General features: G+C 52.6%; 24 protein-coding genes. 14 read left to right on the top strand and 10 right to left on the bottom strand.

Annotated features, from left to right (window positions below):
• Nucleotides 1–25: 25 nt before the first annotated feature.
• Entirely contained in the window at nucleotides 26–847 is an 822-nt protein-coding gene (locus OMP40_RS06805) for a phytanoyl-CoA dioxygenase family protein (RefSeq protein ID WP_277530225.1), read from the bottom strand.
• A 298-nt stretch (nucleotides 848–1,145) separates the two neighbouring features.
• Between OMP40_RS06805 and OMP40_RS06800 the strand changes: the two genes are divergently transcribed.
• A complete protein-coding gene (locus OMP40_RS06800; RefSeq protein WP_277530223.1) occupies nucleotides 1,146–1,784 on the top strand; it encodes a helix-turn-helix domain-containing protein in 639 nt (212 codons plus the stop codon).
• A gap of 80 nt (nucleotides 1,785–1,864) precedes the next feature.
• On the opposite strand, the gene OMP40_RS06795 is transcribed toward OMP40_RS06800, so the two are convergent.
• Nucleotides 1,865–2,092, bottom strand: a complete 228-nt coding sequence (locus OMP40_RS06795) for a helix-turn-helix domain-containing protein (protein WP_277530221.1) — start codon at nucleotides 2,090–2,092, stop codon at nucleotides 1,865–1,867.
• A gap of 143 nt (nucleotides 2,093–2,235) precedes the next feature.
• On the opposite strand from OMP40_RS06795, the gene OMP40_RS06790 reads away from it, so the two are divergent.
• The 9 genes from OMP40_RS06790 to OMP40_RS06760 all read left to right on the top strand — a co-directional run bounded on the left by OMP40_RS06790 (nucleotide 2,236) and on the right by OMP40_RS06760 (nucleotide 8,258).
• Nucleotides 2,236–2,565 (top strand): DUF6809 family protein, encoded by a 330-nt coding sequence (locus OMP40_RS06790; protein WP_277530219.1) that lies wholly within the window; start codon nucleotides 2,236–2,238, stop codon nucleotides 2,563–2,565.
• Between the two features lie 835 nt (nucleotides 2,566–3,400).
• Nucleotides 3,401–3,595: an AAA family ATPase gene (locus tag OMP40_RS41260; protein ID WP_420871902.1), complete on the top strand. Its 195-nt coding sequence runs from the start codon at nucleotides 3,401–3,403 to the stop codon at nucleotides 3,593–3,595.
• A gap of 128 nt (nucleotides 3,596–3,723) precedes the next feature.
• Complete coding sequence (locus OMP40_RS41255) at nucleotides 3,724–4,461, top strand: AAA family ATPase (RefSeq protein ID WP_420871947.1); 738 nt, start codon at nucleotides 3,724–3,726, stop codon at nucleotides 4,459–4,461.
• The gene (locus OMP40_RS06785) at nucleotides 4,361–4,792 is read left to right on the top strand and encodes a hypothetical protein (RefSeq protein WP_277530218.1); all 432 of its coding nucleotides are present in this window, start codon (nucleotides 4,361–4,363) and stop codon (nucleotides 4,790–4,792) included. Before OMP40_RS41255 ends, OMP40_RS06785 begins: the two co-directional genes overlap by 101 nt.
• Nucleotides 4,734–5,177, top strand: coding sequence for a hypothetical protein (locus OMP40_RS06780; RefSeq protein ID WP_277530216.1), 444 nt, complete (start codon nucleotides 4,734–4,736; stop codon nucleotides 5,175–5,177). Before OMP40_RS06785 ends, OMP40_RS06780 begins: the two co-directional genes overlap by 59 nt.
• A gap of 241 nt (nucleotides 5,178–5,418) precedes the next feature.
• A complete protein-coding gene (locus OMP40_RS06775) occupies nucleotides 5,419–6,087 on the top strand; it encodes an SMI1/KNR4 family protein (protein WP_277530215.1) in 669 nt (222 codons plus the stop codon).
• Between the two features lie 269 nt (nucleotides 6,088–6,356).
• A complete protein-coding gene (locus tag OMP40_RS06770; protein WP_277530213.1) occupies nucleotides 6,357–6,875 on the top strand; it encodes a hypothetical protein in 519 nt (172 codons plus the stop codon).
• A 107-nt stretch (nucleotides 6,876–6,982) separates the two neighbouring features.
• Entirely contained in the window at nucleotides 6,983–7,948 is a 966-nt protein-coding gene (locus OMP40_RS06765; RefSeq protein WP_277530211.1) for an RDD family protein, read from the top strand.
• 82 nt (nucleotides 7,949–8,030) lie between these two features.
• A complete protein-coding gene (locus OMP40_RS06760) occupies nucleotides 8,031–8,258 on the top strand; it encodes a hypothetical protein (RefSeq protein WP_277530210.1) in 228 nt (75 codons plus the stop codon).
• Between the two features lie 526 nt (nucleotides 8,259–8,784).
• Here the strand turns inward: OMP40_RS06760 and OMP40_RS06755 are convergent.
• From OMP40_RS06755 to OMP40_RS06745, 3 genes are all read right to left on the bottom strand, one after another.
• Entirely contained in the window at nucleotides 8,785–9,294 is a 510-nt protein-coding gene (locus tag OMP40_RS06755) for a S1C family serine protease (RefSeq protein WP_277530208.1), read from the bottom strand.
• Between the two features lie 16 nt (nucleotides 9,295–9,310).
• Nucleotides 9,311–9,934 (bottom strand): hypothetical protein, encoded by a 624-nt coding sequence (locus OMP40_RS06750; RefSeq protein ID WP_277530206.1) that lies wholly within the window; start codon nucleotides 9,932–9,934, stop codon nucleotides 9,311–9,313.
• A 1,196-nt stretch (nucleotides 9,935–11,130) separates the two neighbouring features.
• Nucleotides 11,131–11,847, bottom strand: a complete 717-nt coding sequence (locus OMP40_RS06745; RefSeq protein ID WP_277530204.1) for an SDR family NAD(P)-dependent oxidoreductase — start codon at nucleotides 11,845–11,847, stop codon at nucleotides 11,131–11,133.
• Between the two features lie 100 nt (nucleotides 11,848–11,947).
• Here OMP40_RS06745 and OMP40_RS06740 point away from each other — a divergent pair, with 100 nt between their 5' ends.
• Nucleotides 11,948–12,307 (top strand): MerR family transcriptional regulator, encoded by a 360-nt coding sequence (locus OMP40_RS06740; RefSeq protein WP_277530203.1) that lies wholly within the window; start codon nucleotides 11,948–11,950, stop codon nucleotides 12,305–12,307.
• A gap of 74 nt (nucleotides 12,308–12,381) precedes the next feature.
• On the opposite strand, the gene OMP40_RS06735 is transcribed toward OMP40_RS06740, so the two are convergent.
• Together OMP40_RS06735 and OMP40_RS06730 are read right to left on the bottom strand one after the other, a co-directional pair.
• Nucleotides 12,382–13,650, bottom strand: coding sequence for a mechanosensitive ion channel family protein (locus tag OMP40_RS06735; protein WP_277530201.1), 1,269 nt, complete (start codon nucleotides 13,648–13,650; stop codon nucleotides 12,382–12,384).
• Nucleotides 13,651–13,758: 108 nt separating this feature from the next.
• Nucleotides 13,759–14,820 (bottom strand): AraC family transcriptional regulator, encoded by a 1,062-nt coding sequence (locus tag OMP40_RS06730; protein WP_277530200.1) that lies wholly within the window; start codon nucleotides 14,818–14,820, stop codon nucleotides 13,759–13,761.
• Here OMP40_RS06730 and OMP40_RS06725 point away from each other — a divergent pair.
• The 3 genes from OMP40_RS06725 to OMP40_RS06715 are packed head-to-tail and all read left to right on the top strand — an operon-like array spanning nucleotide 14,819 to nucleotide 17,498.
• Nucleotides 14,819–15,805, top strand: a complete 987-nt coding sequence (locus tag OMP40_RS06725; RefSeq protein WP_277530197.1) for a zinc-dependent alcohol dehydrogenase — start codon at nucleotides 14,819–14,821, stop codon at nucleotides 15,803–15,805. The two genes, OMP40_RS06730 and OMP40_RS06725, sit on opposite strands and share 2 nt — an antisense overlap.
• Nucleotides 15,802–16,809, top strand: a complete 1,008-nt coding sequence (locus OMP40_RS06720; RefSeq protein ID WP_277530195.1) for a zinc-dependent alcohol dehydrogenase — start codon at nucleotides 15,802–15,804, stop codon at nucleotides 16,807–16,809. Before OMP40_RS06725 ends, OMP40_RS06720 begins: the two co-directional genes overlap by 4 nt.
• Nucleotides 16,743–17,498, top strand: a complete 756-nt coding sequence (locus tag OMP40_RS06715) for an SGNH/GDSL hydrolase family protein (protein ID WP_277530193.1) — start codon at nucleotides 16,743–16,745, stop codon at nucleotides 17,496–17,498. The genes OMP40_RS06720 and OMP40_RS06715 overlap by 67 nt, the downstream gene beginning before the upstream one ends.
• 143 nt (nucleotides 17,499–17,641) lie before the next feature.
• Here the strand turns inward: OMP40_RS06715 and OMP40_RS06710 are convergent, their stop codons facing one another.
• Genes OMP40_RS06710 through OMP40_RS06700 form a run of 3 tightly spaced genes read right to left on the bottom strand, consistent with a single transcriptional unit; the run spans nucleotide 17,642 to nucleotide 21,855 of the window.
• On the bottom strand, nucleotides 17,642–21,226 hold the full coding sequence (locus tag OMP40_RS06710; protein WP_277530191.1) for an S-layer homology domain-containing protein: 3,585 nt from the start codon (nucleotides 21,224–21,226) through the stop codon (nucleotides 17,642–17,644).
• Nucleotides 21,144–21,578, bottom strand: coding sequence for a hypothetical protein (locus OMP40_RS06705; RefSeq protein WP_277530189.1), 435 nt, complete (start codon nucleotides 21,576–21,578; stop codon nucleotides 21,144–21,146). Before OMP40_RS06705 ends, OMP40_RS06710 begins: the two co-directional genes overlap by 83 nt.
• On the bottom strand, nucleotides 21,553–21,855 hold the full coding sequence (locus OMP40_RS06700; RefSeq protein WP_277530186.1) for a hypothetical protein: 303 nt from the start codon (nucleotides 21,853–21,855) through the stop codon (nucleotides 21,553–21,555). The genes OMP40_RS06705 and OMP40_RS06700 overlap by 26 nt, the downstream gene beginning before the upstream one ends.
• Between the last annotated feature and the right edge of the window lie 24 nt (nucleotides 21,856–21,879).

The following is a 21,879-nucleotide window of genomic DNA, read 5'->3' as shown; positions in this document are numbered from 1 at the left end:
CGACACGCTCCTTGCCAGCTTGGGCCTAGAAATGCCCGCGCGGTTTTTTCCCGGCCCAGCGTTCGTCGACCTGCTCCAGGGAGGATTGATACCGGGTGTCCACGCTCAGCCGATATTGGTTCGTCGTATTCTCCAGCGAGCAGTGCATAAGGAACATCCCGAAAATCATCACGTCGCCCGCCCGGTACTCGGTCGTCGCCCACTTGCCGCCATATTTGCCCGTAATGACGAGCGGATCGTCCGTGTAGTTGTTCACTTTGTCCCAGTCCGAATCCTTGGTGCCGTAGGTGCGCTTCAGCTCCTCGAACCGGTGCGAGCCCAGACACATCGCCAGACCGCCCATCGCGTAGCTGATGTCGCCGATCGGGGACCAGACGGTGTACAGATTGTGCGTGCCGCGGCCCATATACACGATATCATAATGCGCGCCCGTATAGTCGCCCTTGCCGACCGCGCGCAGCCATTTGTAATTATAGGTCAGCGACTTCTCGCCGAACAGCTCATCGAAGAAACCCATGATCCGCGGCCCGTTCAGCACGTCCAGCAGCTCCGGCAGATCCTCGTTCGTCCCGCCGAAAAACAACGTTCTGCTGCCGTCCGCCATGACGCCGTCCTCGAGCAGGGTATCCCTGTCGAGCTTGCCCATCTTCTCCATCTTGCGCAGCACCGCGCGTCTGGCGTTCAGCACCTCCTCCCGGTCGTGGAAATCGCGCAGCAGCAAATAGCCGTCCTCCGCCATTCTGGCGCGCAGGGCGTCGAAGTCATGCCTGATATCGTTCGAATCCCTCAGCTCCGTCAGATGCTCCCCGCCGAGCTCCAGCTCCCGGCTCCCTACCTTGACCATCATGCGCGTCTCACTCCTGTCGTCGATTGTAGCTTCAGTATAGGGAGAGACTGCGGGGACTTCCATTGAAGACCGTTGCGAATCCATGTATAATCGTACAAAATATTGATGCGGAAAAGAGGCGGCAGGGCGATGGTTACGACGGATATTCCCTACGAGTTGGACGAAGGCTTTGTCGCTCCGCTCTTCCGCTTCCAGTCTATCTGGAAGGTGGCCGCGAACGACGCCTACCATGTGTCTAAGCTGCATGGCTTCCTGAGCGCAGGCCTCTTCGTCACCTACGAAGGCAAGGGGGAGCATCATGTACGGAGATACAAGCGAATTCATGGAGGCAGGCACCTGGCTCCTCGTCTCCGGCGACGTGCCCTGCTCGTACCGCTGCTTGGACGACGACTGGAAGTTCTACTTCCTTCACTTCGATCCGCTGGACGTCGCCGACCAGCTAGGCCTTGCCGCCTGGAGGCCGATATCGACCGGGCGCATGTCCGGTGCCGTTCGATTGTGCGAGCGCCTGATAGACAGCCTCATTCTCCAGCCTGCCGGCTACGGCATGGCCGTGCATCTCACCGCGCAGGAGCTGCTGCACCTGTTCGCGCAGGAACGCGCCGCCTACGGCCGCAGCCGCCATCCCGAGCTCGACAACATCCTGTACCGGATGCACAAGCAGATCGGCGCATCGGTGCCGGTGGACGAGTACGTCCGGCTGAGCGGACTGTCGCGTACAGCCTTTTATGTTAGGTTTCGCGAGCGGACCGGCATGTCCCCCACCCAATATGTGCAGGAGCTGAAGCTCGCCTCCGCCAAGGCGACGCTCGAGACTACGAATGCTACGGTCAAGGAGATTGCCGCATCGCTGCGGTTTTATGACGAGTTTCATTTTTCGCGGCTGTTCAAGAGAAGGTATGGAGTGGCGCCGAGCGCTTATCGGCGAGGGTTGTAGAGGGTGGAAAACCCGCCGGGGCCGGAGAGCTGCGGCGGGTTTTGTTGTGTTGATTTTAAGGATTAAAAAAGGTCGTTAGCCTATACGGATCGGTTCGATGGATATGGCTTTTTAACATCAGTAAGGCCCAAGAGATAGTCCGTACTGGTCTCATGCAGGCGGGCCAGCTTGATCAGAATAGCTGTCGGAATATCAACCTCGCCCCGCTCATAATTGCTGTAAATCCGCTGACTGCAGCTCAAATAGGCCGCCACTTGCGTTTGCGTCATATCCTTATCCTCGCGCAAATTCCGAATACGTGCATACATCTCCGCTACACCTCAGAAGAAGTATATTTTAGCGGAAAATTCGCTATGTACTTTTAGCGATAATATCGCTAATATGAAGATGAAAGAATACCGGAACTCTGCTGTACACCTCGTAATGATGTAGAAGCCGGGGAGGGAAAGCCATGCGAAAATTGCTTGAGCAGCTATACAACGGACAACTCAATCCACTTGAACAAATTGTCTCCAAAGACCCGGCTTACCATACGATCAATCGACAAATCACGGAAGCCATGAATATGTGGCAAGGACGGCTTGCCGAAGAGGATTATGAGGAACTTGAACAATTGCTCGACCTACGCTCTCGACTTGAGACGCTGGACATGCTCGCTTCGTTTGAATATGGGTTTCAGCTTGGCGTCTCTTTAATAGTAGAATCGGTGGCGGGATGGGAGGATTGGTTGAAGGGGGAATTCCTTATAATAGAAACAAGTGATGCTCCGATAATATTTTGACCCAAACCATGATCCCCTTCTTGAGGGATTTTTTATTTTAGAAGAATGAGAACAGTCAGGACAAAGAGCTTTGTTTCTTACAGATAAACATAGCGTTTCAGAATTCCACAGGGAATCATGCCATCCCATGCAGGATTGTATGGGAATTTCACGAACATGTAAAATATTTATAATTTCTGGAGTTCGCCAATAAGACGTTAGATGAAATTGACCAAAGGACGGGAAAATCATAAAGATCAATACTAAACCGATTTTTAGCTTGATAGGAATAGTTTTATTTTCAATTACATTAGTTATCCATCTATGTTTTAGATTTTCGAGAACTTCAGATGTCGGAATAGGAATGATGTTGTCACTTGCCAACGCCCTTATGTTAATACTCACTTTGGTATGGAGTGTATTGGGGATGATTGAAATGCGATTTCTAATAAAATCATACAGAAGAATCACAGAAAACGTAAATTCGGGAAGAATTAATAAAGATGAATATAGGAGAATTTCATCCAGATTAAAAACCAGCTTATCAATAAACATTGGATATTTATTTATTACCTTATGTCAACTTGGATTTGTAATCCATAGCTGGGATGAATTAAACATATAAATTCATTGATTGGAATTCGAAGTAGTGGTCAACCTCATCTAACAATGTATTCACGCGTCGGGGCCTACGGCCCCTCGGTCCGCCAGATGGATCTCGAGGAAGTGGAATCAGGCGGACACACCTGCGAGGCTAAGTCCTGTCGGATCCGGTCACTGCGTGACCTTAAGCCTCTCGACGTCGTGATTACGGGAACGTTAGGCGAAATTAATTGGAAAGAGCGTGGAAATACATATGAATTCTAAAATTACATTTTATTCAGTCGAATTTAAAAACTATAAGGCTTTTAAAAGCTACACTCTTAGATTTCAACACATGAATATTCTTGTTGGGCCTAACAACAGTGGTAAATCAACTATTCTTAGCGCCTTTAGAGCCCTTGGGGTAGGTCTAAGACAAGCAACCTCAAAAAAAACCAATAATAGTTAAGGGGCCGGATGGGACTGATAAGTTCGGATATCAACTCAATGAAGAAGCATTGCCTATGTCAATTGAAAATGTACATACTGACTACGTTGAAACAGATACAACTGTAACTTTTAAATTATCAAACAACAATATTCTTTTATTATTTTTTCCTAGAAGCGGAGGCTGTTTTTTTAATAATTGATGCCAATGGAAAACAAATTACAAGTCCAAAGCAATTCATTAAAGAGTTTCCGATCGATCTTGAGATAGTTCCAGTTTTAGGGCCAATAGAACAAAATGAATCGATAGTAACGGAGGAAACAGTTCGAAAGGGACTAACTTCTCATCGAGCTTCAAGACATTTCAGAAATTATTGGAGATATTATCCGAATGGTTTTGACGAATTTGCTGAATTAGTAAAAAAAACCTGGCCTGGGATGGAGATTGAAGCTCCAAAATGGCCAAATCTGATGAGACCTGAGTTAGTTATGTTTTGCTATGAGGAGCGAATTCCTAGAGAACTTTATTGGTCAGGTTTTGGATTTCAAATATGGTGTCAATTGCTTACTCATATTTCAAGATGTAAAGATGCAACTTTGCTGATTGTTGATGAACCTGAAGTATATTTACACCCAGATGTACAAAGACAATTAGTGGGGATATTAAGATATTGTGGACCGGATATTATTTTAGCTTCGCATTCACCAGAAATTATGGGAGAGGCTGATGCTTCAGAAATCTTGTTAATTAATAAGAAGCTACGAAGTGCTGAAAGAATAAAAGATATTGAAGGAGTTCAAAAAAGCATTAGATACAGTTGGTTCAATTCAGAATATAACCTTAACTCAATTAGCAAGAAATGGAAGGATTCTTTTTGTCGAAGGTGATTATGATTACAAAATTCTTAGAAGATTTGCAAGACAACTAGGTTTGATCGAGTTGGCATCGGGAAATGACATCACTGCATTTGAATCAGGAGGATTTTCTTCCTGGGAGAAAATTAAATCATTTGCCTGGGGTTTTAAATCTACCATCAATAAATCGCTTCATATTGGTGCTGTTTTTGATCGTGATTATAGATCTGATGAAGAACTTCGAAAAATAAACGAGGAACTAAATGAGCATCTGGATTTTGCACATATACATTTAAAAAAAGGAGATGGAAAACTATTTATTAGCTCCGGAGATATTAGAAAAAGCCTTGAGAAAAGCACTTAGGGAAAGAGAGCGCAGAACAGGCGAAGAAATTCCTGAAGGAGAATCAGTATTTCACATTTTGGATCGAGTTACTTCTTCATTGAAATATAAAATACAAGCCCAGTACGTGACTAGAAGATCGGAGTATCTGAATAATACCAAATATGATGGTGCGACAATAAGTGAAGAAACAATAGAGTTGTTTGAGGAGAAGTGGAAAGAGCTCGGGAGCAGGATGAATATTGTTCCAGGAAAAGACGTTCTCAGTAGTTTACGATCTGAAATTCAAAAGATTTACTCGGTCAATTTAACTGACTTTAAAATTATTGAAGAATTTACACCAACAGATATTCCAGAAGATTTAAGAGGACTATTATTCAGACTAGATAAATTTAGAACAATTTAGAATCCATTCAGATTAAGATTTTTGATTGTTATTCAAGTTTGTCAACTAACTTCGCCTAACAATGTATTCACGCTTTGGAGCCTACGGATCCTCGGTCCGCCAGATGCAATTCGGGAAAGCGGGCTCAGGCGGACACACCTGCGAGGCTGAGTCCAGTCGGACTCAGCAGCTTAGTTGCCTTAAGCCTCTTTGCGTCGTAAATACAATAACGTTATCAGAAATCGTTGAAAGGAAGATTATTATGAGTTCGTGGAAATCATGGGAAGACAATATAAAAACATTTCTCCAATCAATTCAACAAATTGGTGGAGAAGTCGATGGTTACCACATCAAAGCACCTTCAAAAATCGAGTCGATCCAAGAAGTTGAGGAGACACTGGGTATAAAACTGCCTATATCTTTTACTAAAACTGTGCTTGAGTTTTCAAGTGGTTTTGAGATGAATTGGTCATTACCAGATGATGAAGATCTAGAGGTACCTCTTCCAACAGAGCTAAAGGGAATATTTGCGGGCAACTTTAGCTGGAGTTTGAAGGATATCATTAATATTGAACAGGACAGAAAAGGCTGGGAATTAGAAGTCTTTTCGAATTTTGAAGATGACTATGATCGTATTTGGCACAATAAATTAGGGTTAATGGAAGTAGGTAATGGCGATTATCTAGCTTTCGATTTATCTATTCCAATTGATCCGCCAGTCATTTATTTATCCCATGATGGAGGAGAAGGCCATGGTTATATTTTGGGAAATAATTTTATAGATTTTATGAATAGATGGACAAGAATAGGTTGTGTAGGTTGTGAGGATTGGCAACTGATGCCTTTCATGAATGATTCTTCAATGGGAATCTTACCAGATGGTAAGAATGCCATTCAGTGGAGAAAATATTTAAAAGTACAGTTACCATAGGGGTTTTTCAGAAAAGGCAACTAACGTTCTGAGAACAATTTATTCACGCATCGGATCCTACGGCGCCTTTGTCCGCCAGATGGATTTCAAGAAAGCGATGCGAATGATTATTTCTAAACCAGTGTGAGGGCATGATTTCATTTTTTCTCATTTATTCATTTTATATTATCCATCTACTTGGTTGGAAATCGGATCACAATGACCAAGATGAAGGACTTCCTGCTGCTTTACATGAAATCCAGTACATATAATATGATGAGGTGCTCCAGATGAGTGAGTTTAGTGCAAGCTATCATTTAAAAGCTAAGGACAGGGAACAAGCGATAAAGCTCATTAAGGACGCTGGCCATCAGGGATTTGTATTTAACGAAACGAATGGATGGGTTACTTTCCTCATAAAAGGACAGGTTTTTGATATCAGCGAATCCGTCCTTCAATGTAATCCCGGACTGCTCGTTCATTATGTTTACGCAGAGGATCATGGATGGGAGTTTAGAGTGTTTGAAAAGGATCGCGTCGTTTTTGAATATACCTGCGATTGGACGGATGAGCTCCATATCGAAAAAAATGTTTACAACTTAGATGTGATTATAGAAATGATCTCGTCTCGCGGCCATGAAGCGAGTGATTTAGAAGAGATTTTTGAAATGGATGCGTTCGATTATGAACATTCGCCGGCCTATCAATTAGCTGAAAAAATCGGATTGGTTCACTATGAATGGCTATCGGCAGACTATTTAAGCAGTGACGATGAGTTGGAAGAGAGAGGTTTGATCCACGTAGGATAATCTCAAAGGGAGGGGGGGGGGGGGAATCAATCAAACCTAATTATAATGATCTTGGCCTGTCTATTACAATGGGCCCACAACTTCGAAGTGAAGTAGAGCGTCAGCTGTTGAAGGAATTGCTTTTTCACCATAAGTTTGAGAATAAATTGTATTTTGACTGGTCCGACAGTTGTATAGAAGGAAAGTCGTTACATTTTCTAGACGGTTCTTTAGATAGATATTCAGGAATCAGTATTTATGATGAAAACAATGAGTTCGTTGCAGACGGTTGGATGGATTTTGAGTTCGATCCTGGCTCCAATCAATTGTCTGTTTACTGGACATTCCTAGACATTTACTTGAATGGACAAAAAATAAAAGCAATTCAAAAGAACAAGATGCCGACGTTAAGCGAGGAACGACTTATGGAAAGAAGCCAGGAAGTTGATTTTATTTACTTCGGCTTTTGGAAACGCGTATTAATGAGAATAATCGATTTTGCAATCATCTTCATTCCGATTGGTCTCTTGTACCGTTTTGCGGTTCATGAATCCCTTCAAATGAACTCTATCCTACCGTTTATCCTGATGTGGATCGTTACATCCGCATATTACGTCCTGACAATTTCAATCTTTGGGGGAACCCCCGGAAAGTTAATCTTGAAGGCCAAGGTCGTAGATCATTCAGGGAATAAACTATCGTTTTATAAATCGCTACTCAGGAGCATATTTTATATTTTATATGCGGTAATCATGATTTTTGCATTTAGCAGCTCGAACTTCAAACCTATAAATGCGCCATTTGACGTCATCGCCGACCTCATAGGAGTCGTAACGATAGCATCGGACTTGGTTGTTTTGTTTAATCGCAGGAAGAAAGCGTTGCATGATTATATCGCAGGCAGCGTGGTTATCAAGACATCGGGGGGAGACCAATTGAAAAAACGCATTCTTATTTCTGTCATAGCATCCACCCTCATTCTGAGCGCCTGTTCGAACAGCGGGCAAAATTCCTCCTCAAACGCAGGGGCGGTCGAAGCGTTAACCAGCGAGGTATCCAAACTTAAAAAAGGAAAATGCAGCGCTCAAGGCTGAGTTAGACGATCAAAAAGAATAGCCCTGCGAAGCTGCTGGCCGAGGGCAAGGCATTTTTTCAAAAAAAAAGGATCTCGCTTCGTTGAAAAAAACGACGGAGACGTTAAAAACAAAAGCGCCGGAGTCAGCGGAGTACACAGAGTTGGTCGGACTCGTGGCCAAGTTATCCGCGGCGTTACAAGCAACCGAAGAGAAAGCCAAGCAACAAGAACTCGCCAAAGCCAAAGCAAATAACAAGCGATTGGCAGAAGCGACGTCCAAAATGAGGAAAGAGTACGATGAGGTCGGCGAGGTTTCCTTTTTTTTATGACAAAACTACCGTAAAGTACGTCAATCAAAATGCATTCTATATTTATTTCTCGAAGTCTGCTGACGGATATATTCCTTATCCGCATATCCGAATTCAATATACGGGGGGATAAATGGATATTTATTAAGAGATTTATTATAAAGACTGACAAGAACACGTACAAGATAACATTTGGAGATAAAGCTGTCGTTCAAGATTATAAAGGCACCGTTACTTGGGAGTATTACGATAATCTTTTAATGCCGGACGAATTTGCAATGATTGAAGATATCATCTCCTCCTCCAAAACCATTGTACGTCATGAAGGGAAACGAACTTATATAGACCGTGTCGTTACGGCTAATGAAAAAAACCGCCCTCAGACATGTGCTGGATGCTTATGAGGCGGTGGGCGGAAAGATGCCTTCTTAAGACGGGCGATATAAGCGATGGCCGAAACTGTATTTTAAAAAACTAAGGGCGGGCGCTCACTTATCGTGAACGGACCCCGCCCCTTATTTATACTGCACACCTTACCCATCCCCCGTTAGAGGCTCGTCACCGACGTTCCCGCCATCAGTTCGGTCAACGCACTCTGGATAACCGAGGCCGGAATGGCAAAGCCGATGCCTTGCGCCTCTGCGTTCACGGCCGTATTCACGCCGATCACTTCCCCCTTATCGTTGAGCAGCGGTCCGCCGGAGTTGCCGGGATTGATCGAAGCGTCCGTCTGCAGCAGATGCTCGTATTGATGCGCGGTACCGTCTTCTTCGGCGATCGTAATCGGGCGTTCCTTGGCGCTGAGCACGCCGACGGTCATCGTGTGGTCCAGACCGTAAGGGTTGCCGATCGCGATCACCCAGTCTCCGATGCTGGCCTGGTCCGAATCGCCGATCTTCAGCGCCGGGAACTTCTTGCCGTCCGGGCTCTCGACTTTAAGCACGGCCAGATCGAGCTGCGCGTTCGAATTGACGACCGTTGCCGTGAGAGGCTCGTCGTAGCCGGGGACGGTCACCTTTAGCGCGGTCGCGTCCGCAATGACGTGTTCATTGGTCAAGATGTAGCCGTCTTCGTTAAAAAAAGAAGCCGGTGCCCGTACCCATCAGCTCCGGCTCGCCGCTCTGCTGCGACGGCATCGACTGTCCGCGCGGGTTCGCCCATCCGCCGCGCCCCCCGAACAGGCTATTCGCCGACGATTGGCTTTCGACGCCGTAGTTCGCAATCTCCACGACGGCAGGGTTCGCTTGGGCGAACACGGCGGAGATCTTCTCGTCTACGTTCGAGGAAGCGGACACCGACGCCGTCGTAAGTCCCGCCGCGTCCGAATACGCGTTGCCGGCCGCTGCCGACTCGACCGCGGCGGGCGTTCCACCGCTGAACAGGTTCATCCGGTCCGACATGACGCTCATGCCGCCCACGAACAGGGCGCCGATCAGGAACGAAGCGAGGAGCGACTTGGGCGAGCCGCCCTTTTGGCGATTCTCGCGCCCGTGACCGCGATCGCCGCGACCGTTTCCGCCGCTCCCATTGTCCGACGCAGTCGTTTGCTCGGCCGCATTCAGCTCTTCCTCGTAGCGCGTACGCAGCGATTCGACTCGGTTAGCGGATTCGTAACGATAGACCGACACAGGCTCGCGATGGTTATTTATTTCATGGCTTTGCTCGTTTTGCTCATTGTGCTCATTATGCTCATTCATTCGAGTCATCCTCCCATGCTTGCTTCCTATGACTCTATCATGGACCTCCAACCTAAATCTGAGCTTAAATGAGCCTAAAAGGTTCCTGAAAGAATTGAATTCTAGCTCAGCGTACCAAAAACAGTAACGGCCTGTGGATACGCACACTCCATGATGGAAAGTGCAAATCCACAGGCCTCGTTCAAACTATTACTTATAACGAGCGTTGAGTTGCTTTTGGAAACTGAATTAAAGCGTTTCGTCAGATGCTCGAACGCTAATTTCCCCACTCACGTTACCATTAGCTGTATTATAATCTACATAAAAAACGTGTCCACTTGCGTGAGTAACATTAATAGTCAAAGTGCTATTTGATCGAACGGTTCCATTATAGATCTGTTGTTTGCTGCCATTTAAATCGTATGATAGGTAGACTTTTAGCGTTTGGGATTGCGAATTGGAAATATATACTTGGGCATAATCGTATCCAGATGGCTGGGACCAAGAAGTTCCACCGTTATTCAGATTCGCTTTATTAACAGTTAAGATGTCAGTGTATGGAGAATCAGCAACGGCTGAAACGGACGACAACGACATCAATGCGACTACTACGGCAAAGATAAAAAAAACTCCTTTTAAATCTTTTCAATTTCCTTCCCTCCAATTATAAACTGCAGAAGGTTGCATTGCGCGTGATTACAACATCACTGCCAATTACAGGTGGCATAACCGTATAATACGTGTATAATAAGTATAAGATAAAAATAAGAAGCCCGTGCCGCCTGCACTGACTTCCTGCACAACTGCTTCGGCGGGGTGCCTCCAGTCGATCGACCGAAGAAATGACCCGTTACCCCGTGGCAGCAACCTAGGGCGGGTCATTTTCTTTTGTTCAGGTAAGTAAGCAACGCCAGGATGAACATACCAAGCATCATTACTTCCTGAAAAGAAAATGTCATAGCCTCACCTCCGATCTGGAGGCGGACTACCCCGACTAGGCGAGTCGTACTGGATCAGTATACCATTTTCTCCTCCCTGCATAAATTAAAAAGCGAGCTCAAAGATCCATCGTCCGAGGACGACCAGCCCATTCGGAAGCAACGGAGCATATAAATAAATGGCCGACATCATGACTCGCAGAAACATGGTGTTGTTTGTTTAACGCAAAAACGCTTGCCTGCGTGCAGGACAAGCGTTTTGTTCATGCTTTCATACGATCACCAAGCAAATACGCCCTTCTCATCCAAAAACTCGCCGTTATGACGCTGCCCGTCCGTCGCATACCCGACAATAATCGCAGCCGCGGCTTCCTTCGATTTCCCGCCCGCGGCATTGCCGTTGAGATCCGTGGTCGTGAATCCAGGCGTCACCGCGAATACCTGCGCGCCACTGTCACGAACCTCATAAGCCATCGACAGCGTCATGGCGTTGTTGGCCGTTTTGGAGGCGTTGTAGTCGAACGCGTTCAAAGTGAATGCGGCATTTTGCATATGGTCGAGGGACGCCATGTCGGTCGAGACGTTGACGACGGTGCCTTCGTTTGCCTTGATCAAAGGGAACAGGCGCTGGTTCAGGCGGAAGGTGCCGAAGAAGTTGACCTCGAAAGCGTTGCGCAGGTCTTCCTCGTTGGTATCGGTAAACGAGCGGGAGAACGCGCCCGGCATGCCTGCATTATTGATCAGCAGCGTGAGCTCCCGATGGTTCTTGTTGATCGTGTCGGCGGCCTGTTCGATGGACTTCAAGTCAGTTATGTCGATCGCCACGAATTTAACGTCCAGCCCCTTGGACGCCAGCTGTGCGACTGCGGCTTCGCCCAGTTGGGTGTTGCGCGCGCCAAGAAGAACTTTCCAACCAGCCTCCCCCCAGCTGCTTCGCGATCTCGAATCCGATTCCTTTGTTAGCCCCCCGTGACGAATGCGGTCTTTTTCATGCAAATCCCTCTTTCCTTAAGGTTGATTGCCTTTCATGATTGATAAGTTACTATGCTACACTTAGTGTAGGTCAACCACCATTTTAAAAAAAGCGAGGGCACATATGCTGACGATCGGGGAAGTCGCGAAGGGCGTCGGGATCAACATCGGAGCGATCCGTTTTTACGAGCGGAAAGGACTATTGGAGCCGGCCGCCCGCAGCGAGCAGAACAACCGTCTGTACACGGAGCATGACCGGAACTGGCTGCTGTTCATCAAGTGTCTTCGCGAGACCGGGATGAGCGTGGAGGACATCAAGACGTACTATGACAAGGTGAAGGAAGGCACCTCCACCCTGCCGGAGCGCATCGATATGATTCAAGCGCAGAAGGCGAAGCTGCTGCACGATATCGAGGAGAAGCAGGCGCAGCTCGTTCGGCTGGAGGAGAAGCTGGAGCGGTACTATCGCGGGGAAAATTATTGAAAAAAAACCTCCAACACCGCATCGATCGCGGTGTCGGAGGTTTTTTGCCGCAACGGGACCGCAGGAAGATTAGATCAATACCCCCGCAAGGCAATCTTCTCGCGATCCGCCTCCGGCTTCAGCATGCTTCGCATATCGTGGCCGGAGGGGTTCTGGAAGACGACCAGCCCGAACTCCGGCGCAACCGCGAGCAGATGATCGAAGATGTCGGATTGGATACCTTCGTATTCGCTCCATGCTGTTGTATCCGTGAATGCATAGATCTCCAGCGGCAGGCCGTTGGCGCCGGGATCGAGCTGGCGGACAAGACGCGTCATGCCTTGATGAATCCGTGGATGGCGCTCCAGATACCGGTCGATATAAGCGCGGAAGACGCCGATGTTCGTCATCGCCCTGCCGTTTACCGGCATGGTGCGGTCGATTTCCCGCTCCCGGTTATACAGCTCGATGTCCGCTTTTTTCTCCCGGATGTATTCGCCCAGATATTGAATGCGCTCGAACCGCTCGATCATGTCGGGCGTGCAGAAGCCGACGCTGTTCATGTCGATGCAGAGCGACCGCTTGATGCGGCGGCCGCCTGCGTGCTGCATGCCCCGCCAGTTCTTGAACGAATCGGAGATGAGCGCGTAAGAAGGAATCGTCGTGATCGTCTTATCCCAGTTCTGCACCTTGACGGTGTTCAGCGAGATGTCGATCACGTCGCCGTCCGCGCCGTACTTGGGCATCTCGATCCAGTCGCCGACCCGCACCATATCGTTGGACGTCAGCTGGACGCCCGCGACGAGGCCGAGCAGCGAATCCTTGAAGATCAGCAGCATGACGGCCGACAGCGCGCCGATCCCGCTGAGCAGAATGAGCGGGCTCTGTCCGATCAGGCTGGAGACGACCAGAATGCCCCCGATGATGAACATGAATATTTTGAACACCTGAATGTAGCCCTTGATCGGACGGACCTTGGACACCTCGTAGGTCGTATAAATGTCGTTCAGCGCGTTCAACAGCGCGTCGAGCACGACGATCGCCACGATCGTCAGATAGACGGCCACCCCCTGCGCGATGAGCCCATGATAGCCGGGGAAGCTGTACGAGAAGGAATAGATGATGACGGCGGGCACGATGTGGCACAGTCGCTGGAATACCTTGCGCTTCAGGATGTAGTCGTCCCACTTGAACCGGTTGCGCCGGATGTAATGGCCGGCAATGCGAAGCACGATCTTCTTGGTCACATAGTACGCCAGCAAGCTGACTGCCGCGATGCCGACGATCAGGATGGCATTCGCCAGGTAGACGGACGTGCCGGACGCGACGCCCAGGTCGGCGAGCAGCTTTTCAATTGAATTCATACCTTCCTCCCCGAAATAAAGAAAGGCCCGCCTGACGCGATTGCCCGTGCGTCAGGGAGCTTTTTGTCCGATGTTACCGGAAGCCGGGCGATCCGTCAACCGCCGGCATTAGGCAGTAAATCGGTTTTCTTTTCTCCAAACCGCGGGGCTGACCCCGTATCGCTGCTTAAAAAAACGGCTGAAATAATGAATGCTCTGGAAACCCGAAGCTTCGGCAATGCGCTGGACGCTCATCGCGGTCGTCGATAAGTAACAAAGGGCGGCGCTAAATCTGAGTTCGTGCAGATATTGCAAAGGGGTCTTGCCGCAGAGGCTGCGGAAGGCACGGATAAAATAGTTGTTTTCCATATTCGCCGCAATGGCCAGGTCCCGTATCGACAAGGGTTGATGGTAACAAGCCTCCATTCTCCGCATCGCCTCTTGCAGCCGCTCTCGCGTCTCGGTCCGTACATACGCGGTCTGCGGCCGGTCTCGGTTTTCTCCCCTGCATACCCGCGAATAGTGTCGAATCAGCAGCAACAACTTGTTGATATCGTACTCGGCCAGCTCGGATCGGATAGCGGAATATGGCGGGGCGATCTGCGAGCTATCCCAAAGCTGGCCGTTGGCCGTCCGGATCGGAGCGCATTCAGGGCGCGCATCGTTCAGACCCCCGGTCTGATTCCAGTCCGTCGATGCCGAGATGCTCGGAAATTCGAGTTCGCCTTCAACCTCCAACTCGACGAATCCGAAACGGCAAGATTCCGACAGTGGCAGCAGCAGATGGGGCGTGTTGGCCGGAATCAGAAACAGTGCCGGCGCGGCTGCCTCGAACCGCTCTCCCATCCAGTGCAAACGCACCTCTCCTTCCAAGACTGACAGGATCTCGTGGTAAGGATGAATGCCCCCGCTGCCGTTTTGCAGAGGAGACGAGCAGTTCATTTCCACCAACTCGATTTTGCGTATCTTCACTTGGCTCTCCCCCTTTCTGAACAATGCCACACGCAATTGCCCCATGCGGAGCACGGCAGTCGATTTTGTACAAACGCGATTCAAAAAAAACGCCGTGCTGTCTGCACCATTTGCTCGTCGATATCTTCCAGAAAGGCCGTAGCGTGCAAAGACAAAACGGGCCGCATTCGTTAAGCTGTAGCCATCTTCCATCTTACCCGAAAAGGAGCGGTTCAGCATGGTCACACAGCCGAAAACGATGAAGGCATTGCAAATCACAGGCAAGGAAAGCTACGCCATCGCGGAAGTTCCGATTCCCGTTCCACAGGACCATGAGATATTGGTTCAGATCGAGATCGTCGCGACATGTCCCCGCTGGGATATGAACATGTACGGCGGCAGAGACATGTTCGACTACAGTCGTTCGCCTCAATATCCCCTCGCTCCCGGATTTCCCGGGCACGAAGCCGCAGGTGTCGTACGCGCGGTAGGAAAAGGGGTTACCCGCTATCAGGTCGGCGACAGGGTCGCCGCTCTGGAGCACATCGAAGGCAATGGCGCTTATGCGGAATATATCTGCTATCGGGAGCACGAGGCGCTTAAGCTGCCGGATCATATCTCGTTCAAGCAAGCGGCTTCCTTCGAACTGTTGAAGTGCGTCATGATCGGTTTGTCCCAATTCGGCGATCTGCGCGGCAAATCGGTGCTGGTCTCGGGCCTCGGTCCGGCAGGCATGCTGGCGATCCAGGCAGCCGCCATCTGGGGCGCCTCCCGCGTCGTCGGCATCGACCTCAACCAGGCCCGTATCGACGAGGTGAACAGGCTCGGGCTCGGCACTGCCATGCATGCGGACCAAGTCGCTCCCGATACGTTCGATTTGGGCTACGATTGCGTAGGCGCGGCGGCTTCGGTCCAGTATTTGCTGGATAACGTGCGTTCTCACGTCGTCATTTTCGGCGTTCTGAAGGGCTCGGTGCAGTTCGACGAGCGGCTGTGGCTTCGCGGAACAAAGCTGGAGGCGTACCGCTACCGGAGCTTTGGCGAACGCGACCGCGAATTGCTGCTGGACGCCGTCGGCAACAAAGGCCTGAACTGCAGCTGCCTCTTGACGCATCACATTCCCTTTACGCGTTATGAAGATGCCGTCAAGCTGTTGCAGACCCAGCAAGCCGTCAAAGTCTACTTCCATCCCGGCTCCGATCTGGGACAGGGGGGCGAAGCATGAGTCTGCAGGGAAAAGCCGTCGTATTCACCGATCGGCAGCGGGTCGAGGTGCACGAAGTTCGGCTGCCCGCGCCGTCTGCAGACGATGTGGTCATCGATGTCGAGATCTCCTGGATCAGCAACGGAACGGAGTCCTCGTTCCTGCGGGGCGAACGCACGGCGGGCGACACTCCCTATGCGGAAGGCCATCCATGGCCGTTCCCCATCGTAGCCGGATACCAGAAGGTCGGCACTGTCCTGCAAGTCGGCTCGGCCGTATCGGCCTTCAAGCCCGGCGATCGCGTCTTCGCCACGATCAGCAAGGTAGAAGGCATGTACGAGCCTTACGGCGGCCATGTATCTCCAGCCGTTACGGCCGCAGATCAGGTCTGGAAGCTGCCGCAGGATGCAGACCCCCTTGATTACAGCGGGCTGGTACTCGCACAGGTCGGCTATAACTGCGGGGAGCGGCCTCCGATTCGCGAAGGCAGCCGGGCGCTCGTCATCGGCGACGGCCTTGTCGGGCATTGGGCGGCGCAGACTCTTCACCATCGCGGGTCGCGGGTGACGGTGCTCGGTCGGCACGAAGACCGCATGCGACTGCTTCCCGAGACGATCGGACATCTACGAAGCGGACAGCAGGATACGGGAACCGAGCTGCGCCGACTCGCCGAAGCGCAAGGCCTCGATATCCTCGTAGATACGGTCGGAGATATGGATGCAGTCACTGCCAACCTGCCTTTGCTGGCACACGACAGCCACTTCGTGTCCGCCGGATTCTACGGGAACCGCGGCTTGGTGGACATTCAGGCGCTGCGCGACAAGGAAATCACGCTGCATGCGCCCGCTGGATGGAACAAACGGCGCATGGACGCCGCTCTTGAAGGCATCCGTCAAGGCTGGCTGCAGACCGGCAAGCTGGTCACGCATCGGTTCCCGGTCGATCGGGCTGCGGAAGCGTGGGAATTGATCGTCGGCAGACACGAGCCTTACCTGGGGGTGGTGTTGGAATGGCGCCAACCTTGATCGAGCGACTCCAGGAAAAAAGAACGGATCCCGGCGCCAGAGCGGTGTTGTACGTCGCGTTGGGCGACAGCGTCACGCAGGGATGCATGCAATTCGGCGCTACCGAGTATGACCGCGTCTATCATGCGGTCTGCAAGCGGGAGCTCGAACGCCGCTGCGACGGCGCTATTATCAATGTAATCAATTCCGGAGCAAGCGGCGATACGATCGCCGCTTCCCGCATCCGCTGGGATCGCGACGTTTTCCCGTACAAGCCCGATCTGGTGACGATCCTGTTCGGCCATAACGACGCGCATGGCGGAGAAGCCGGACTTAAAGGCTTTGCGGCGGCGCTGGATGAGCTCGTAAGCCGATTGCGGGCAGAGACGGAAGCCGTTATCGTCCTGATCACGCCCTGCATGATGATGCGACACGATAACGCGAACATCGCCGCCGAAAACCGACAGCATGTGCCCGCATTTTTACGCCTTGCTGAAGAAAAAGCATTGGCGCAATATGTCGCGTGCATACGCGGCTACGCGGCCAAAAACGGTCTGTTGCTGGTAGACGCTTATGCGATGTGGGAGCGGATGGAGGAGAACGGCGCCGATATTCATGCCCGTTTATCGAACGGTATCAATCACCCCGACGCCGCTTTTCACATCGAGTTGGGAGAGGCTTTGACAGCTGTCCTGCTGAGTGGCGGATGACCGGCTGCGTCGGACGAAGCGGACGGAGAGCAGAAAGCGGCGGAACAGGGAATGCCTGCTCCGCCGCTTTCGCATTCTGCGGATCTATGAATCTATGGATCTATGCAGAACCCTGTTACGCCTGACGCGCCTTCCGGCTTCGTTCAGTTTCGACTGAACAATCTGTAGATAACGGCCGCCGCCTGCGCGCGATTCGCGTTCAGCTTCGGCGCAAAGCGTTCCGGGCCGACCCCGTCGAGCAATCCGGCAGCGCGCATGCGTTCTATCGCCTCCCGCGCATAGCCGGGCGCCTGTCCCAGGTCGTTGAACGTCTCCGATGCCCCTCCTGCCCCGTCGCCGGGCTCGATCTCCAGCAGGCGATATACCCGATCCAGCACAACCGCCATATCCAGGCGGGTGATCGGCTCGTTCGCCCCGAAAGTGCCGTCCGACTTGCCCGAGACGATGCCAAGCTTGTGCGCGGAGGCAATCGAGCGGTAATGCCAGTCTTCCTCCCGCACGTCCTGGAAGGCCGCGTTCGCATCCGCATTCTCCCACTCAAACGCATTCACGAGCATCTCGACGAACTCCGCCCGGGTGACCTCGCGGCTTGGCTCGAAGCGATCGCCGCCCGTTCCCTGCACGATGCCTCTCGCCGCCAATGCCTCGATGCTGTCCCGAGCCCAAGCCGACTGCGCCAGATCCGCGAAGGAAATATCGGCGTAGGCTGCGGCGTAACTGCTGAAATGCTCCGGGGTAAAGACGGCGCTGCCTGTCTGCGCCTGATATTTGCCGTTGACGACGGCACGCAAGCCGCCCGCTTCATCGATCAAGTAAACCACGACGTTGCCTGGCTTCTGATCCGCTTGAAGCCTGTATGGCATGCGAACCTCCACTTGGCCTCCGAACGAATTCAGCGCTGTCCCGTTCACGAGTAAATGGAACTCGTAAGCGGCACTGTCCCCCAGCTTCCGTCTGGAGGACTCCGGCAAACTCGCCGTGTCCACTTGAGAGACGCGGAGTTCCAGCTTTCCGGACGCGGGCTGACCCTGCAGCAGGTCCGGCCGAATCGAGACAGAAGCGAACCCGGTATCGACGACAAAAGTCTCTACGTTTGCCAGCTTCGCCGTTTGCATCGGCCCGACGGGCAGCTCCAGCCGAATCTCCTTCGCTTGCCGGTCCGGCTTCGCTTCAATGCGAACGGTCCCGGCGCTGCCGTCGCCGATGGCCGCCGTCAATTGCTGTGCGTCGAGCTTGCCTGCGGCGATCCCCCGGCTATCCGTCGCGATGCCGATGACGGCTGTTCCCCGCTCGATCGCGACAGTCTGCTGCGGCACCGTGCCGGACCCGGTCGGAATGCCGGGGTCGCCAGGCGGTCCCGGATCGACCGGTCCCCCCGGCTCCTCCGGCTCTCCGGGCTCCGTCGCGATCGTATAAGTCCCCACGTCGGCCAATTCAAAGGCGGGCACATCCGTCAGCTGCGTATTGATGCCGAGCTGCACGCTCGTCAGCCGATCCAGATCGAGCCGATTGTTCGGATCCGGCGGACCGAAGGTGGCCAGCACGAGCTGCCTGAACGGCACGATATACGTGTGCCAGCCCGCCTTGATCGAAAAGCCGTTCAGCGTATAGTAGCGGCTCCCGTTGTCTTCGTTTACGATCAGCTTCAGATCCGTCTGCGGGATGTCCGCCTCGGCGTATACTTTGAAGGCAATCCCGCTCTTGCCCGCGAAGACCGTGCTCCCGTTCACCTGAAGGAACGGATACGCCCACTGATTGGTCTCGCCGAAGCTGTACTTGTAGCGAACCGCACCGGTTGCGGAGCCCGCTTCAATAACGCCTGTGCCGGAAGCTGCGATCGCGTCCGTCCTCTGCAGGTCCCATTGCTCCGGGTCGCCGCCGCCGGGAAGCGGATCGATCTGAATCCGAGAAATGCCGGTGAATACGTAGGCCGCGGAAACGGTTGTGGAATCGCCGCCGAACGAGCCTCTGAAGCTAACTTTACCTTTCTCCATCGGCCGAACCTGCGCCCCGGCTTGCAGGCTGAAGGCGACCGTCTTCTTCTCGCCCGGCGCGAGCGCGACCGTCTCCACCTCGCGATCCAGCACCCAGCCGCCCGACGCTTCTCCGCGAATTTCTCCTTCCATGGCAGTATCGTTGAAGTTGTAGATCTCCAGCCCGATCGTGTTGCCGCCCGTCTCCTTCAAGGCGTAGGCGCCGAACAGCTTAGCATTGGAGCGGGCTTCGTCCTCGTAATTCTGCGCCAGCACGATCCGCTGGGCAGGCGTTAATTCAGGCGCTTCGTATACAGGCTTCGCAACACGCGAGAACGATGCCACCGGCACCGACAGCCGCTCGTCCTTCCGGATAAAAATCGGATCCGGCCCGATCTCGAAAGCGATCTTGCCTTCATGCGTTTCCGCCGTGCGGCCGTGTCCCATCAGATCGAACCACTGCGCCGCCGCGCCGGTCGAAGCCCACTCGACGGTCGCCGGCCGCTCCGACCAAAGGACCAGCACCTGGCCATGGCCGCTGTCGAACAGATGACCTTCCGCGCCTTCCGGCAGCCCCTGAACCTGGCCGGCATAGAGGCCTTGGCCGAGCATATCCGTTACATTCGCAATCGCCTGATAAGCCGCATAGGGCGCGTTATTTTGGCTGAACATGCCGTACTGGTTGCCTTGCTCCAGGTAGTAGGGCATCACAAACCAGAAATGCTTGTCCACCCCGGCCGCAAGCGATTGTACGGCGGAGGTCGCCATATACCGCGCTTGCGCCTGCTGCTCGGCCGCCGTCAATTCGCGCAGCGAGCCGGTCGGAATGGTGATCCCCGCTTCTGTCAGCCATGCGTTCCGGTTGCCCGCGGCATTGCTGTCCATAAATTGCAGATGCTTGCTCGCATTGTCCGGAAACGGGATGACCTCGGTATCGTACGTGCCGTAAGGCAAAGGGTAGGCATGGAAGCTGTACGTATCCGCATAAGGAAAAACCTCGTTATCCGCCACGGTCTGCACATAATCGTCGGGCACGCCCGCCATTCCCGCCACCGTTACGGCCGGCTTGGCCGCGCTGTCCCGGTAGCCGATCGCCATCGCTTTCATGAACGCGGCATACTGGTCCCCCGTCTCGTTCACGCCGGTGAACCCGCCGTCAGGCTCGTTCCATATCTCCCAGGCGGACACGCCGCTGCCGAAGTGATCCGCGGAATCGCGCGCGAATCGATAGGCCGCGGTCAGATCGTCCGGCAGGCGATCCTGCGGCCCGTGCGTCCAATCCGGCGCATCCCCGTATACGTCCAGCGTGCGGATGCCTTTGGACGTCACCGCCCGGTTGACCGGGTCAAAGGGGGAAAAATCGTATACGCCGGGCGCGCTGTTGGCGCTTGCCCAGTGAAGCCGGTCGCGCATCCACTTGACGCCGGATAGCTGCAGCGCCTTGGCAAAATCCTCCGTCTGCGACGGCTTGACCAGCAGCGAGGCCGCGGCATCGACGGCAAACGGCGAGTCCGACAGCTGCTGGCGGGACGCATAGGGCGTCACGACGGACAAGTAGGTTTCCTTGACCACGTCGGTCCCTGACAGCTGCGCCGAGACGGTGTAATGCCCCTTGTCCAATATCCCCAGATCGACCTCGACGCGCTGATCGCCTTCGTCGATCGGATAGGCCTCAGCGGATACGGTCTCCTGCCAATAGTCGGTTACGGTAACGCTTACGGACGCCGAAGGGCCAGCCGGCCCCAGCAGATTCACGGACAGTCGAACCGGCTCCCCCCGCTTCGAATACGTTAAGCGGCGCTGCCGTCTCCACGGACCGAACGCCTGCCGGAAGCTTGCGGAACGACAGCCGGTCCAGATATAACACATAATCGCCGTAGCTTCTGCGGTCCTTCACCCTGAAGGTAACCGTATTGTCGCCTTGCTTCAGGAAGAAGACGCCGATATCGTATTTGCGCACGGTATCGTTCACGTTGCCGACCTGCAGGGCGTTTCTTACGGGCGTTTCTTCCCCGTCGTTGACCTGAATCGAATAAGGCGAGGTCCATACTTCCTCGGGCGGCGTCGATGCGACGATCGCTTCATAAGCCCCCCGCTTCCTCCGCATGCAGAGAATAAACAGCCTCGTATCCGCCGGCCGGCGCCTCTTGGGACGTCTCCAGCCGCAGCAGCTTGCCGCCGCTGAACAAGCTCCCCTCGAGAACGTCGGTGAAGTTGTGAGCTGCCGCATCCTCTCCCTCGACGGCAATCTCGTATGCGCCGGGGTCCGCGCGTTCATCCGCCCAGGCCGGGTTCATGCCGGCAGCCCACGAGCAGAGCAGCGACAGGACGACCGCAATTCTAATCCATCTCGATGTCACGGCATTTAATCGCTTCGTAAACAAGGAAGCGCCTCCTCCTCATCTTGT

The sequence above is a fragment of the Cohnella rhizosphaerae genome (assembly GCF_029525575.1).
Taxonomy (GTDB): domain Bacteria; phylum Bacillota; class Bacilli; order Paenibacillales; family Paenibacillaceae; genus Cohnella; species Cohnella rhizosphaerae.
The sequence above is the reverse complement of the archived record's forward strand: the minus strand, read 5'-3'. Positions and strand labels throughout refer to the sequence as shown.

Excerpts from the sequence above, each read along its gene's own strand:
- OMP40_RS06805 (WP_277530225.1), bottom strand. The coding sequence starts at position 847 with ATGATGGTCAAGGTAGGGAGCCGGGAGCTGGAGCTCGGCGGGGAGCAT.
- OMP40_RS06800 (WP_277530223.1), top strand. The coding sequence starts at position 1,146 with ATGTACGGAGATACAAGCGAATTCATGGAGGCAGGCACCTGGCTCCTC.
- OMP40_RS06795 (WP_277530221.1), bottom strand. The coding sequence starts at position 2,092 with ATGTATGCACGTATTCGGAATTTGCGCGAGGATAAGGATATGACGCAA.
- OMP40_RS06790 (WP_277530219.1), top strand. The coding sequence starts at position 2,236 with ATGCGAAAATTGCTTGAGCAGCTATACAACGGACAACTCAATCCACTT.
- OMP40_RS41260 (WP_420871902.1), top strand. The coding sequence starts at position 3,401 with ATGAATTCTAAAATTACATTTTATTCAGTCGAATTTAAAAACTATAAG.
- OMP40_RS06780 (WP_277530216.1), top strand. The coding sequence starts at position 4,734 with ATGGAAAACTATTTATTAGCTCCGGAGATATTAGAAAAAGCCTTGAGA.
- OMP40_RS06775 (WP_277530215.1), top strand. The coding sequence starts at position 5,419 with ATGAGTTCGTGGAAATCATGGGAAGACAATATAAAAACATTTCTCCAA.
- OMP40_RS06770 (WP_277530213.1), top strand. The coding sequence starts at position 6,357 with ATGAGTGAGTTTAGTGCAAGCTATCATTTAAAAGCTAAGGACAGGGAA.
- OMP40_RS06750 (WP_277530206.1), bottom strand. The coding sequence starts at position 9,934 with ATGAATGAGCATAATGAGCACAATGAGCAAAACGAGCAAAGCCATGAA.
- OMP40_RS06740 (WP_277530203.1), top strand. The coding sequence starts at position 11,948 with ATGCTGACGATCGGGGAAGTCGCGAAGGGCGTCGGGATCAACATCGGA.
- OMP40_RS06735 (WP_277530201.1), bottom strand. The coding sequence starts at position 13,650 with ATGAATTCAATTGAAAAGCTGCTCGCCGACCTGGGCGTCGCGTCCGGC.
- OMP40_RS06725 (WP_277530197.1), top strand. The coding sequence starts at position 14,819 with ATGGTCACACAGCCGAAAACGATGAAGGCATTGCAAATCACAGGCAAG.
- OMP40_RS06730 (WP_277530200.1), bottom strand. The coding sequence starts at position 14,820 with ATGCTGAACCGCTCCTTTTCGGGTAAGATGGAAGATGGCTACAGCTTA.
- OMP40_RS06720 (WP_277530195.1), top strand. The coding sequence starts at position 15,802 with ATGAGTCTGCAGGGAAAAGCCGTCGTATTCACCGATCGGCAGCGGGTC.
- OMP40_RS06705 (WP_277530189.1), bottom strand. The coding sequence starts at position 21,578 with ATGCGGAGGAAGCGGGGGGCTTATGAAGCGATCGTCGCATCGACGCCG.